The sequence below is a fragment of the Pseudarthrobacter sp. Y6 genome (genome assembly GCF_050156205.1).
In the GTDB taxonomy this organism is placed as follows: domain Bacteria; phylum Actinomycetota; class Actinomycetes; order Actinomycetales; family Micrococcaceae; genus Arthrobacter.
This window is the reverse complement of the sequence record NZ_CP189574.1, coordinates 2,485,387-2,499,031: the sequence shown is the minus strand read 5'-3', so window position 1 is coordinate 2,499,031 and position 13,645 is coordinate 2,485,387. Positions and strand designations below refer to the sequence as shown.

Sequence of the window (13,645 nt, the reverse complement as noted above, 5' to 3'; positions counted from 1 at the left end):
AGCTTGCGGTGACCTGGTCGGTTATTTGTAGCCCTTGGCGAGGGCTGCTTCGGTGTCACGGATGACGGCGTCGCGCACGGCCGGGGTGAGCGGACCGCGCGGCGGGCGGCAGGCGCCGCCGCGGAGGCCAACGACGTCCATAGACAGCTTGATGGCCTGGACGAACTCCGTCTTGCTGTCCCAGCGGAGCAGCGAGTGCAGGTCGCGGTAGATTTCGCGGGCCCGCTCGAGGTCTGCGACATCGCCGGAGGTGGAGAGCCGATAGAGCTCGAGGGTGGCTTCCGGAATGGCGTTCGGGTACCCCGCCACCCAGCCCACGGCACCTGCCAGGCCCATTTCGACGACGGTATCGTCGGTCCCGATCAGGAGGTCCACTTCGGGAGCGAGTTCCTTGATCTCGTAGGCGCGGCGGACATCGCCGGTGAACTCCTTGACGCCGACGATCAGGCCTTCGCCGTGCAACCGCGCGATCAGCGGCGGGGTCAGGTCCACCTTGGTGTCGATCGGGTTGTTGTACGCCACGATGGGCAGCCCGACGGTGGCCGCGAGGCGGTAGTGCTCCACCACCTCGTCATCGGTGGCCCGGTAGGAGTTCGGGGGGAGCAGCATCAGGGCGCCGGCGCCGGCTTCGGCCGCCTGTTCCGCCCACTTCAGGGTTTGAAGGCCGCCATAGGCGCCCACGCCGGCCATGACGGTAAAGCCTTCGGGGGCGGCGTCGACCGCCGTGGTGATGACCCGGGCGCGTTCCTCTTCGTTGAGGGTCTGGTATTCACCCAGGGAACCATTCGGGGCCACGCCGTGGCAGCCTGCGTTTGCCAGGAAGCGGACGTGCTCGGCGTAGGCATCGTAGTCCACACTCAAGTCGTCATTGAACGGCAGTGAGGTAGCGACGAGCACTCCATGCCACGGCTTACGGGTTCCAGTCATGATGGATGATCCTTTCGGTTTGCACGCTTGGCGCGTGTGCTGCGGCCGTGACGTACCTCACGGCCAAGGTTACCATGTGACATTGCACAGGTTGCTAAAAATCGGGGATGGTTTTCGTTGAGGTCAGGTTCCGATGCGATCGGGCACTGGGGCTAGCTGGCCGGAACCACGTACTGTTCGGCGGCGACCTTGCCAAGCCCCTCGGACAGGCCGGCGTCGGTCAGTAGCTTCGCGATCGTTCCGTCTCCGCGCTGGGCGACAATTCCGGCGTCGAGCGCTTCCTTAAGGCTTGTGTTGCCTTTGGTGATCGGGAAGGCAGCCTCGGGGGCATTCTTGATGGCGCCGACGCGCGGATCCGGCTTCTCGTTGGAAAGGGCCACGGTCACACCCGGGGCATCCTTGAACTGGAGCACCTGCACGCCATAGGCGTCGACGTCCGCGTCGAGCCGACCGGAGTCGAAATCGGCCTTCAGCTCCACGCTGCTGGGGTACGTCACCAGGCGGTCGCCCAGGATCTTCTTGAGGTCCTCGACCCAGAGATAGCCATCGATGGTGCCCACCTTGTTCATCTTTTCAAGGTCGGTCACCGTGGTGGCACCGGACTTGGAGACGATGCCCATGCCGTCAAGGTACGTGGAGGCGGAGAAATCAACAGCCTTGAGACGCTTCTCGGTGGCGTCGATGGTGCCGAGGGCAAGGTCGATGTTTCCGCCCGAGATGGACTGGACGGCGTCGGCATAGGTGGCCTGCTGGTACACCGGGGTCAGGCACTCATCCGTGGCGATCTTGTTGACGATCTGGATGTCGATGCCTGTCGGGGTGCCCGAGCCATAGCTGCTGAACGGCGGGATGTCGATGACTCCGATAGTGAGCTTTCCCGGGGCGACGGTCTGGATGTCTGTGTGCTTGGGCGTGCACCCTGAATTGCTGGCATCCGAGGTCCCTCCGCAGGCAGAGAGGCTGAGGCCCAGTGTGAGTGCGCTCGCGGTCAGAAGTCCGGCTGTCTTGATGCGATTGTTGATCATGATTGCTCCCGTGGTGGTTGGTTGGGGGACTGGTGGAACGTTGACGATGGTGCAGGAAGACGGTCAGGCGTGGCGGGCCATACGTTTTTCGAAGAAGACGGTGATCCAGGTGGCCGGCATTGAGATGGCGGCGTAACAAAGACCGGCGAGGGTGAAGATCTGCAGATAATTGAAGTCCTGGCTGCCGATGTTGTAGGCGGACTTCATCAGCTCGGGGACTGCGATGGCGTATGCCAGGGACGTTCCCTGGAACATTTGAATGGCAACACCCATGAGCCCGGGGATTGCTGAACGCATGCCTTGGGGCATGATGACCCGCCAGAAGGTGTGCCGCTGGGCGAGGCCCAGGGCGCTGGAAGCCTCAAGCTGTCCGCGGTCCACAGACTGGATGCCGGCCCGCATGATCTCGGACGAGTAGGCTGCCGAGTTCCAGGTCAGTGCCAGGCACGCGGCTGTGATGCTTTCGAAGGCGATGCCGAACTTCGGCAGGCCGTAGTAGAAGAGGTAGAGGATGACCAGGGCCGGTGCCCCTCGGCCGATTTCGACCACGGCAAGCGCCAGGGTGCGGGTGGCCAGATTCTTTGCGCTCACCATGACGCTGAGGGCCAGGCCCAGGGGGTAGCCGGCGACGATCGATACCCCTGCGATCAGAAGGCTGACGCCAAGGCCGGACATCATCTGCGGCAGGTATGCCGCCCATTCGGTAAGCCAGGTCATGCGTAAACAGCCTTCCTCATGCGTGAATCGAGTCTGCGGGACAGGTAGGCGACCGGCAGGCTAAGCGCGATATAGAGAATTCCCACCAGGATGTAGGGCAGGATCCCCTCGACGGTTGGGTGCTGCCGGGCGAAAGACTGGGACTGGAAGACCATCTCTGCAACGATGATCGTCGATGCGATCGAGGAGTCCTTGAGTAAACCGGTCAGGTAGGTGGCGATGGACGGCGACACTATCCGGAAGGCCTGGGGGACCATCACGCCGTAGAACGTGGTTCCGCGGGTCAGGCCCAGTGCGTGGGCAGCTTCGCCCTGTCCACGCGGAACGGCTTGGAGTCCGCCACGATAGATTTCGGCGAGATAGGCCATGGAAACCACGCCCAGTCCGACTATCGCTGCGGCAACGGGGCTGAACTTGAAGGTTCCGATCTGGATGCCGAACTTGAGCAGGAACAGCCAAACGATGATCGGCACACCCCGGACCAGGTCGACGAAGAGCCGCGACGCCAGCCGGACAAGCATGTTTGACGACGACAGACCTACGGCCAGTGGGACGGCGCCTACTATGCCGATGGCGAATGCCGACAGGGTCAGCATGATGGTCATGGGCAAGCCTTGGAGTACTGCTGAAAGGGCGTCCATGTCAGCGCTCCAGCACAGCTCGCAGGAAGCGGCGGGTCCGGGCCTCCTGTGGGTCGCTCATGATGGCACCCGGGTCGCCCTGTTCGATGATCTTGCAATCGGCCATGACCACGAGCGTGTCGGAAACGTCCCGGGCGAACTGCATCTCATGCGTGACCACGATCATCGTCATTCCATCGGCCGCCAGTTCGCGCATGACGGCCAGGACCTCGAGACCCACTTCAGGGTCCAGCGCGGAGGTCGGCTCATCGAACAGCATGATGCTCGGATCAAGTGCCAGGGCGCGGGCGATGGCGATGCGTTGTTGCTGGCCGCCGGAGCACCTCCCCGGGTGTTGGTTCGCCTTCTCCTTGAGGCCAACCCGTTCCAGCAGCTCCATCGAGCGCGCATCGGCCGCTTCCTTGGTTCGCCCCAGTACTTTCTGCTGCGGAAAGCTGATGTTTTGCATGGCGGACATGTGCGGGAACAGATTGAAGGACTGGAAGACCATACCCACAGTGCTGCGCAGGGCGGCCAGGTCCTTGTTGTTGACCGCCTTGCCCGGTTCGATGGTGTGCCCGGCAACCTGGATGGTGCCGGAATCGGGACGCTCCAAGAGGTTGATGCACCTCAGGAACGTGCTCTTGCCAGCACCCGAGGGGCCGATAAGTGCTGTGACCGTACCCGGCTCGACGTGCAGGGACACGTCGTCGAGGACAGTGTGGTCGCCGTAGCGCTTGGAAATGTTGTCTAACGTGATGCCCGTACGGGGCGCGAGCTTGCCGTCTGCAATTTCTGAAAGGGTCATAGCGATCTTCCATGTGGGGACCAAAAAGGCCATCGGTCGATGTGGGCCATGTCACGTGATATGTGAAATGGTACATGGCACAGGACTCGAATGGAAGAGGGGTTTTAGAGACTCGGACGCGCGTGTCGACGGCCCTCGGTATGGCGCTCCACCGGTATGGAGCGAATGCGTGCTGCAAAGCATTCAGAGAAGCGTGCGAGGTTCTCGAAAATTTGCAGTCGGGGTTCGCCTGCCGACCCCGACTGCACACCGCCCCGGCCCTGGGATGACGATTCCAAGATCCAATACGATTGCAACGGAGCCGACAGCAGTCCTTTCCGTCAGCCTGCAGGAGAAGTAGTCCTGACCGCTGGATACGGCATTGGCGCAATGCGGTTGCCCACGCAAGGGGCGGAAACCAATACGAACGGTCCAGGACGTGGACTGGACATCCAAACCATGAAGGGACAGTGACCCGCTGTCGTCATTGCGGCCTCGTCGCGCTAACGCCTGGCTGCGCGCGGACTCGCCCAGAGATTCTGGGATATCCACGACGGCAAAGGCGAATCAGATTTGACAGTCAGGGTGGTTTTGGCAAACGAGCAAGGCAGCGCTCGGTCGGCGCCGGCGCTCATGGAGTGCAGTGTCTGGCCTCCTCGTGTTTGGTCATGCGTGGTCCGACTCCTTAAGGCATGACATGTTCGGAGGGAGGAGCAAGCCGCCATGCCGCTTATTCATTCCCAGCCTGCGAGTGCCCCGTATTCGGGGTGCTCGATCGCGGGCGTCGGCGGGGTATCAGCCGCGGCGATGGAACAGCGTATTCAGGACGGTATAAGCGCACCCGCACGACAGAACTGCCGCGGCCGGAGGGTCGAGGCAGTCGCCTGGAAGAGCAGCAAAGTGGGCAAAAAGGAAGTGTGGACGTTGTCCACACTTTGGGCTTCGGATCGGGTCGTACTGGGGTCGGATCGGGCCGGATTCCGCATGTTTCAGGGGGAGTCAAATGATTGCAGGGGTTGGAACGAAGTTCGAGTCCCACCTCGGGCACAGTGTTTTCGCAGCTCAGAGGCTTTTGGGCCTCTGAGTGTGCACAAATCTTCTTTTTTATGGGTCCTTCGGGGGCCATTTTTTGTTGGCCGGGTGGCTCTCCTCAGGTTCGACGAAGGGTCTGGGCTTGTTAGTTCTTCATGATCGTTCAGGGTCTGGTCAACATGACCTGATCGGGTCGGGTAGAAGGACTATTGCCTGCCCATTGCGTGAGGTTTACTCGTGGCCTTCATGACGTGGTCCGGAGGTTCCATGTTCCTTCTCCTTCTGTGACTGGCGGGCACCGGTGCCTTTCAGTTATCGGCGTCGTTCTGATAGAGGAGTCACCGCTGGGTATGAGGGGCAGGAGTGCAACTTGGGGAACCGGAAACGATGCAAAATTTCGAGAGGAAATAAGCGACGGAAGAGCGCCGAACAAAATTTTGGATCGTGAGCGTCGCGTCGCGCCCTGGTTGCGCGGAGGACCTGCGCAGCGATGACGGGGATCAGAATGACAAACAGCGAAGATACTTCTGATCATTCACGGAGCCACCGCCGGTCGGCAGCGTGACAGTGTCTTCGTAACCCTGCCCGATCATCTGGACGACGGTCTTGTTCTTCGAACCCGGGCGGCGCAGTTCGGCGAGGACTTCGACCGCGCTGAGCGGGTTGCCGAGGTTGAGGGCGGTTTCCTGGATGGAATCGGGCAGGGCCTCGTCCACCAAGCCATCGACAGAGAGGTAGCCGATGGCCTTGAGCATGGTGTCAACGTCGGCCGGGAGTCGTGCACCGATGTGCCGGTCCGCAAACGCAGTAGGGGTTGATCGAACGGTCGAGAGGAACTCCATGATTCAGGCGCCGCATGGACGGCATGATGATATGGGTTCCTGCCCGCCCTATTTTGGACCTGAGAGATTCCTGGGGAGGATTTGCTACTACGGCGCCTGACTGGATGTACCCGCAGGACTCTCCCGCCGCAGATCAAAAGCGTGTGCGCCGCTCAAGGGGTGACACGGCTCAGACCCTAGCGGGTTCCAGGACGGCGCGCAAGGCGATCAGCGCCTAATTGTGCATAGCCTCGTGGATCTGCAGCGCAAACCAAAGTTGGGCCAGTGTGGACGTTTCAGTCATATCCAGCCCCGTCAGTTCGCTGATTTTCCGGATGCGATAGATGACGGTTTGCCGGTGGGCGAAGAGCGCCGCAGCGGTCTTTTGCCACGACCTCTGCGCGTCCAAGAAGGTCCGCAGAGTCACGATGAGATCGCCCTGCTGGCTCTGCTCGTACGCGAAGATCGGGCCCAGCAAACGCTGGACCAAGGCCGTCCCTTCCTCGAAGCTCGTGAGTCCCAGCCATGAAGGACCCTCGGCATAGCGGGCCACGTTCAGGCCGTTGCCTCTGGCCGAGCCGAGCGCCCACAGCGATTCCTGGAGGGCACGCTGGATGCCGGTGGCCGACGTCGGTGAACTGATGCCTATCCGCACCTCGGGCCCGGCACAGTGGAGCAGGATGTCGTCGGCCACGTCGGCGGCGACCGCCACGTGGAAGGTGTTGAAACGCCGGAGGCAAACCGCCGAAAGGCCGTGGCGCCAGAGGTCGACGTGGACGTTAGCCAGCCGCTCGCCGTCGTCCGCAGCGATGGAAACCACCACGAAATGCTGCGCCGGAACACCAAAGGACAGCAGCCGGCTCTCCAACTCCGCGACCCCCACGCGCCCATCGACAGCCTGCAGCAAGACCTCGGCACCCAGCCGGCGCTGGCTTTCCAAAGCGAGCACCGTCCGCGATAGTTCGAGCCCCAGCACGGTTGCCGCGTGAAGAAGCACGACGGCGTCAGGGTGCGGTTCGCTTTTGGGCAACACCACCAGGAGCGCATTGGCGTGCGTGGGGATATCCATCATCAACACGTGCCGCCCCCTCGGGCGATGCCACTGGAAGTTCTTCCCGGTCAGGGACACCTGCCCGGAGAGGGGGTCCCATTCCGCCTGCAGGAAATCCGGCAGCGGGGCGCCGTCAGGATGCCACGGATGAAGGCAACGCCTGTCCACCACGAACAATTCCGCGTCGAGCTCAGCCGCGAGGCCCTGAAGAAGGCCCTGCCAGTGGTCTTCGGATGTTCCCGCTGTCCGGAGCAGATCGTAGACGCGGGCGGTCTGGCGGAGTCGCCGGGATTCCTCCAGCAAGGAAGCCTCAGCCACCGAACGGGCGATGGCGATGAAGGGCAGCGGATACGGGATGTTGATCAGCGGAAGCGGCAACTGCTCGCAAGCCGCCAGGAACTCCGGCATCAACTCCGGGGCGTGCATCTTCTCGCCGATAGCCAGCGCACTGGCGCCGGCATCCACCAGGGCCTCGGCGAGCGCAACCTGTCCGGCAGGGTCCGAGGGGATGGACAACCCGTTGGTCATCATGAGCTCACCGCCGGTGACCCATTCCCACAGCCTCGGTAAATCGGACGTGTGGGCCCACGTGATGCGGTTGCCAGTGCCTGCCACTCCGGCCAGGAGAGTGAGTCCCAGCTGGGGCTCGGCAACGAGCTCCGCCACGGTAATCGCCATGGAACCTGCTCCCGTAATGTTTGGTTCGGCCGCCATCGCGGCTATTTAGACGAATGTATAGGCGCATCGGCCATTTGTAGTCAATCTACCGCTATACGCCGTGACGCGCGTCACCAAGAATTGGATTACTTACTTCCCGCTCAACGGCGAGCACCCCTTAGCAACCGAAGGATCCCGGCATGACAACGCACAAGCCCATCGGCCCCGTCGACGCAACAAAAGTCCCCCGGTATGCGGGCCTCGGCACCTTCGCCAGGCTGCCCCAAATCGACCGCGTGCCGGACTACGACATCGCCATTGTCGGCGTACCGTTCGACGGCGGAACCTCATTCCGGCCCGGCGCCCGTTTCGGTCCTGCCGCAGTCCGCGAGGCCTCCCGGCTCCTCCGCCCCGGATACCACCCCGAACTGGACGTTGAGCCTGTCTACGAAGCCCAGGTTGTGGACGCCGGCGACATCGCCTGCACGCCCTACGACATCACCCGGGCAGTCCGCGAGATCGAAGAGCAGGCACTGCCCCTGATCAGCGAGGACAAGAAGCTCATCTCCATCGGCGGCGACCACACCATCGCCCTCCCGATGCTCAGGGCATTGAACAAGGTTCACGGACCGGTGGCGTTGCTGCACTTCGACGCCCACCTGGACACCTGGGACACATACTTCGACCAGCCGGTCACGCACGGAACCATCTTCCGGCGGGCGTTCGAGGAAGGCCTCCTGGTGGAAGACAAGTCCATGCACGTGGGCATCCGCGGGCCGGTCTATGACCGCAACGACTTCCTCCGCGACCACGAGTTTGGTTTTCAGATCATCCGCTGCTCAGACTTGGACGTCATCGGCATTCCGGCAGCCATCCAGCAGGTCAAGGACAGGCTTGGCGACACCCCTGTCTACGTGTCCATCGACATCGACGTCCTGGACCCGTCCTACGCTCCCGGCACGGGCACCCCCGAGATGGGTGGGCTCCACTCCCGCGAGCTCCTGGCGCTGCTCCGCGGACTGAACGGCATCAACATCGTGGGCGCCGACGTCGTGGAAGTCGCTCCGGCGTACGACCATGCAGACATCACCGCAGTTGCCGCGGCCACCCTCGTCTTCGACCTTCTCGCGCTGATGGTGAACCGCTGCAAGGCCGAGACCGTCCGCGAACTGCAAGCAGCTTCTTCGAGCGCATCATGAGTACCCGAACCAAGGCCGAAGTGCCTCGGCTCGAGGACAAGACCATCCAGCCCATCCCGGCAAACGAACGCCACGGAAAAGCCCGGGACCTGTTCACCATCTGGTTCGGCTCCAACATCATGATCATGACCATCGTGACCGGCGGTCTCGCCAGCACGGTGTTCGGCCTCGGCTTTGTCCCCGCGATCGTGGGAATCATCATTGGGAACGTCGTTGGCGGCATCTTCATGGCCCTGCACTCCGCCCAAGGCCCGCAACTGGGCGTGGCGCAGATGATCCAGACCCGCGGCCAGTTCGGCTCTTTCGGGGCACTGTTGATTGTGGTGATCGTAGTGATCATGTACGTCGGGTTCTTCGCGGCAAACCTCGTCTTTGGCGGCGAAGCAATGGCCGCAGTCAACCCCGGCATCAGTGTTGACGCAGGCATCATCATCATCGGCGTCGTCAGCGTCATTGCCACGATTTTCGGCTACCGGCTCATTCACGCTTACGCCCGGATCTTGAGCGTCGTGGCCGGAATGGCGTTGCTGCTGGCCTTCGCCTGGATCCTGTTGGTCCAGGGCCTGCCGGCCAGTTTCCTGGACCAGGGAAACTTCAACTGGGTAGGCTTCATGGGGACCATTTCCGTCTCCGCCCTGTGGCAGCTCGCCTACGCACCTTACGTGTCCGACTACTCCCGCTACATGCCCCAAGGCACGGGCTCTGCCCCGGCGTTCTGGGCCTCCTACTCAGGCTGTGTCCTGGGAACGCTGTTCCCGATGATCCTTGGTGCTTTGGTGGGAACGCTCGCTGTGGCCATGAGCAGCGAAGCCGGGGACGTCGAGATCGTCGGCAGCCTCGGTGCGTTGCTTCAGCCCTGGACCCTGGTGGTGGTCGGGATCTTTTGCCTGGGCGTCGCGGCCTCGAACGCCATGAACCTTTACTGCGGTGTCCTGTGCAGCCTCACCATCGGGCAGACGTTCCGGCCGAACTGGTTGCCGCACGCCAAGACCCGAAGCATCGCGGCGGTAGTCCTCTTCGCAGTCGCGCTGCTGATCGCCCTGTTCGCCCGCGACAATTTCATCGTCTTCTACACGAACTTCCTCTCCTTCCTGATGTACGTGCTGGTTCCCTGGACGGCCATCAACCTGGTGGACTACTACCTTCTCCGGCACGGCGACTACAAGGTTGAAGACTTCTTCAAGCGCGACGGCGGAGTGTACGGGCGGTTCAACTGGGTCGCCATCGGATCCTACGTAGCCGGCGCCCTGATCCAGGTTCCCTTCTCGGCAACCGCGGTCTACACCGGCCCGCTGGCAGCAGCCATGGGTGGTGTGGACATCTCCTGGATCGTCGGGCTGGTACTTGTTGCTCCCCTCTACTACTTCGCGGCCCGCGTCTTCCGAAAGTCGTCAGACGCCGAACGCCTTCCCTCTCCCGCACTCGCGAGTGACCTCAACTGAAAGCGGAAACACCATGGCTATCACCAACACTGAACAGTTCACCGTCCGGCGCTCCTCCGTGGAACAGCACCGCGGTCCCGCGGATCACAGCCTTGCAGGCGTCCTGCCGCCCACCGGACACTTCATCGGAGGATCATTCGTCCCGGGATCTTCAGCCCAGCTCATCGACGTCGTAGACCCCACCACTGAGCGGGTCATCGCGTCCGTGCAGGCCGGCACAGCCGCCGATGTCGATGTTGCAGTTGAGGCCGCCGTGGCAGCCCAGAAGTCCTGGGGCGCCACCACCCCGAAAGAACGCTCCGAGGTGCTGAACCTGATCGCCAACATCATCGAAGCCAACCGCGAGGCCTTCGAACTCATCGAGTCAGCCAACACCGGCAAGCCGCGAACCGTGGCAGAGGACGATGTCTCCAGCACCATCGACACTTTCCGATTCATGGCCGGAGCTTCCCGCACGTTGACATCCATGGCCGGCGGCGACTACGCAACCGGGCACACCTCGGTCATCCTCAGGGAACCCGTGGGCGTCGTCGGCGTCATCACCCCGTGGAACTACCCGCTGCTGATGGCCGCTTGGAAGATCGCGCCCATCCTGGCTGCAGGAAACAGCATCGTCCTCAAGCCTTCCGAGCAGACGCCGCTGTCCACACTGAAGCTCGCAGAACTCCTGGCCGGACGCATTCCCGATGGAATTCTCAACGTCGTGACGGGACAAGGCCGAACCGTCGGACAGCGGCTTTCCGAACACCCTGATATTGCCCTCGTCGCCCTGACAGGCAGCGTCCTCAGTGGACAGGCCGTGGCGGAAACCGCTGCAAAGTCGGTCAAACGCGTCCACCTGGAACTCGGCGGCAAGGCTCCCGTTGTTGTCTTTCCCGACGCCGATCTCCGCGCGGCTGCCGCTGGGGTACGGAACGCCGGGTTCTGGAATGCCGGCCAGGATTGTGGTGCTGCCTGCCGCGTGCTGGTACACGAATCCGTGGCTGAGGAGTTCACCGAGCACCTGGTGCGCGAGGTCAGCACCCTGGTGGTCGGTTCGCCAGAAGCAGGCGAGGACGTGGAAATCGGTCCCATGATTTCGCGCCCGCACTTTGAACGCGTCAAGGAATCACTCGCCGAGGCCAAGGCTGCTGGCCTTAAGGTCGCAATCGGCGGTTCGGCCCTGGAAGGCCCGGGCTACTTCATCGAGCCCACGGTGATCAGCAACGTTCCGGCCGGAGCGCACATCGCAACCCACGAAATCTTTGGCCCCGTGGTTACTGTCGAGACTTTCAGTTCCACCGACGAGGCCATCACCAGGGCAAACGAGAGCCCGTATGGCCTGTCCGCCTCCGTCTGGACCCGGGACTCGAGCCTCTCACTCCGGGTACCCAAGCAGCTTGATTTCGGCACCGTCTGGGTCAATTCCCACTTGGTGTTGGCCTGCGAGGTACCGTGGGGCGGGTTCAAGGGGTCCGGCTACGGCCGCGACCTTTCGCTCTACGCCTTGGACGATTACTCCCGCACCAAGCACGTCATGATCAACCACGGCGCATGAGCCTTCTGACCAGCAACGGAGCTGAGAAATGACCACCACCAACGTTCCCCGCGCCGCCACCGCGGCACATGCCGCTACACCGTCCGCTCCCTTCGGGACGGACGTCACGTGGACCAACTGGGGTGGAAACCAGAGCGCGACGCCGGCCTTCACCGTCCAGCCGCGGACTGAACAAGAAGCGCTCGACGCCGTTCGTTTCGCCATCCGCGATGGCCTGCCTGTGCGGGCGGTCGGTTCAGGGCACTCGTCGTCGCCGTTAGTCCAGACGGGCGGTGTCCTGATGGATATGTCCGCACTCACGGCAATCACCGGAACTGACCGCGTCCGGCGTCGCGTTCGGGCGCTGGCGGGGACCACCATCAATGCCTTTGGCGATCCGTTATGGGAGCAAGGACTTGCTCTCGGCAACCAGGGGGACATCGACAGACAACAAATCGCAGGTGCGCTTTCAACCAGCACACACGGCTCAGGGAAGGAGCTGGGTAGTTTCTCGTCAAGCCTCCGTTGGGTGAAGTTGATCAACGGCTACGGCGAAATCGTCGAAGTCGGCGAGGGGGAGCTCCGCGAGCTCAGGGCCGCCCAGGTGGCTCTGGGTACCCTCGGGATTTTCCTGGAGGTGGAGCTGGCCGTAGAGGACCGCTACTACCTTCAAGAGCAAATCACTTACCCCACGTGGGCGGAGACCCGCGCAACGTGGCAGTCTGACATCGACGCGAACAGGCATTACTCCTTCCTCTGGTGCCCGGACGACGATTCATGCGAACTTCTGGACCTCCCGGGCTCGCCCGGCCAGAGCATGGCCAACCGCAGCTATACCAAGCGGTACAACATCGCGCAGGTCCAGGATGAAAGCCAGATTTCCGGGACGGAAGGTGCCCGGCTGGACCGCTCCTACCGTATCTATCCCGGCGGATTCACCACACCGTTCCATGAACTCGAGTACTTTGTGCCTACCGAGCACGGGCTGGCAGCCACTGAGGCCGTCCAGGAGCTGATCCGCGCCAAGCACCCGGACCAGAAGTACCCAGTGGAGGTCCGCTGGGTGAAAGCCGATGAAGGGTACATGTCCCAGTTCCAGGGACGCGACACCACAGTGATCACGCTGACCACCGAACCCGGAACCGACTACTGGCAGTTCTTCCGCGACGCCGACGCGGTGCTTCAGGAGTTCGCGCCGCGCGCCCACTGGGGGAAGATCCATTTCATGACCAGGAGTCGCCTGGAACGGCTCTACCCGGAGCTGGACACTTTCATCCAGGTGCGCCGCGAGTTCGATCCCCATGGAATGTTCCTCAATGACCATACGCGTGCCCTGTTGGGCTGACCGGAAGTTACGCCCAATTCGCGCGACGAAACCTTCAAGTGGTAACTGGTTCTCTGCCTGAGCCAGACACCAATACCCAGTCGGAGAACATCCCATGCCTCACGGTTTCAAGGACCTAATACTTCGCGGCAACGTGATCGAACTGGCCGTTGCCCATTCCCAGCCGCTCCTGTCCACGGCTCCGGCGGGAACTAATACGACACGCACTGGTAACGCCTTAGCCGTGGCTAGTTGTTCCCATCCCACGCTCTAGCCCGCCGCAGCGAGACCCCGGGCCGCGGCAATGACCAGCTTTGCGGCGTAGTCTACTTCGCCTTCGTGCAGCAGACGTGACCGCTGTGGGTTATCGGGGTGGGCGTTCATGCCCTGGAAGCAGGCCTGGATCACGGACCTGGTGTGCCCTCGGCCAGCCGGGCCGACGCATAGCGAGGATTCGGAAGCTTGGGGAGTGGCGCGTGCCGTCACTCCAGGGGGACCGAGGAGGGCAGCGCATACGCTGCGCAGAG

At 62.6% G+C, this 13,645-nt stretch carries 11 protein-coding genes and 1 pseudogene; 4 read left to right on the top strand and 8 right to left on the bottom strand.

Features of this window, described 5'->3' with window-relative positions; genetic code table 11:
• Positions 1–21: 21 nt before the first annotated feature.
• The 7 genes and pseudogenes from ACQCSW_RS11980 to ACQCSW_RS11950 all read right to left on the bottom strand — a co-directional run bounded on the left by ACQCSW_RS11980 (position 22) and on the right by ACQCSW_RS11950 (position 7,658).
• On the bottom strand, positions 22–927 hold the full coding sequence (locus ACQCSW_RS11980) for a dihydrodipicolinate synthase family protein (RefSeq protein ID WP_426986162.1): 906 nt from the start codon (positions 925–927) through the stop codon (positions 22–24).
• Between the two features lie 152 nt (positions 928–1,079).
• Complete coding sequence (locus tag ACQCSW_RS11975; RefSeq protein WP_426986160.1) at positions 1,080–1,952, bottom strand: substrate-binding periplasmic protein; 873 nt, start codon at positions 1,950–1,952, stop codon at positions 1,080–1,082.
• 63 nt (positions 1,953–2,015) lie between these two features.
• Complete coding sequence (locus ACQCSW_RS11970; protein ID WP_426986158.1) at positions 2,016–2,669, bottom strand: amino acid ABC transporter permease; 654 nt, start codon at positions 2,667–2,669, stop codon at positions 2,016–2,018.
• Positions 2,666–3,310: an amino acid ABC transporter permease gene (locus tag ACQCSW_RS11965; RefSeq protein ID WP_426986156.1), complete on the bottom strand. Its 645-nt coding sequence runs from the start codon at positions 3,308–3,310 to the stop codon at positions 2,666–2,668. Before ACQCSW_RS11965 ends, ACQCSW_RS11970 begins: the two co-directional genes overlap by 4 nt.
• A gap of 1 nt (position 3,311) precedes the next feature.
• Positions 3,312–4,097: an amino acid ABC transporter ATP-binding protein gene (locus ACQCSW_RS11960; protein WP_426986154.1), complete on the bottom strand. Its 786-nt coding sequence runs from the start codon at positions 4,095–4,097 to the stop codon at positions 3,312–3,314.
• 1,565 nt (positions 4,098–5,662) lie between these two features.
• Positions 5,663–5,950 (bottom strand): annotated as a pseudogene (locus ACQCSW_RS11955) (glycine dehydrogenase (aminomethyl-transferring)); the annotation flags it as partial.
• A 214-nt stretch (positions 5,951–6,164) separates the two neighbouring features.
• Positions 6,165–7,658 carry a PucR family transcriptional regulator gene (locus tag ACQCSW_RS11950; RefSeq protein ID WP_426990684.1) on the bottom strand — a complete coding sequence of 498 codons (1,494 nt, stop codon included), beginning with the start codon at positions 7,656–7,658 and terminating at the stop codon, positions 6,165–6,167.
• A gap of 179 nt (positions 7,659–7,837) precedes the next feature.
• On the opposite strand from ACQCSW_RS11950, the gene speB reads away from it, so the two are divergent.
• From speB to ACQCSW_RS11930, 4 genes are read left to right on the top strand one after another with little or no spacing between them, the layout of a single operon-like run.
• Positions 7,838–8,836 carry an agmatinase gene (speB, locus tag ACQCSW_RS11945; RefSeq protein ID WP_426986152.1) on the top strand — a complete coding sequence of 333 codons (999 nt, stop codon included), beginning with the start codon at positions 7,838–7,840 and terminating at the stop codon, positions 8,834–8,836.
• The gene (locus tag ACQCSW_RS11940) at positions 8,833–10,278 is read left to right on the top strand and encodes a purine-cytosine permease family protein (protein WP_426986150.1); all 1,446 of its coding nucleotides are present in this window, start codon (positions 8,833–8,835) and stop codon (positions 10,276–10,278) included. Before speB ends, ACQCSW_RS11940 begins: the two co-directional genes overlap by 4 nt.
• Positions 10,279–10,291: 13 nt before the next feature.
• Complete coding sequence (locus tag ACQCSW_RS11935) at positions 10,292–11,815, top strand: aminobutyraldehyde dehydrogenase (protein ID WP_426986148.1); 1,524 nt, start codon at positions 10,292–10,294, stop codon at positions 11,813–11,815.
• Positions 11,816–11,843: 28 nt separating this feature from the next.
• Positions 11,844–13,139, top strand: a complete 1,296-nt coding sequence (locus ACQCSW_RS11930; protein ID WP_426986146.1) for a D-arabinono-1,4-lactone oxidase — start codon at positions 11,844–11,846, stop codon at positions 13,137–13,139.
• A gap of 249 nt (positions 13,140–13,388) precedes the next feature.
• Here ACQCSW_RS11930 and ACQCSW_RS11925 read toward each other — a convergent pair whose 3' ends face one another.
• The gene (locus tag ACQCSW_RS11925; RefSeq protein WP_426986144.1) at positions 13,389–13,526 is read right to left on the bottom strand and encodes a hypothetical protein; all 138 of its coding nucleotides are present in this window, start codon (positions 13,524–13,526) and stop codon (positions 13,389–13,391) included.
• Positions 13,527–13,645: the final 119 nt, after the last annotated feature.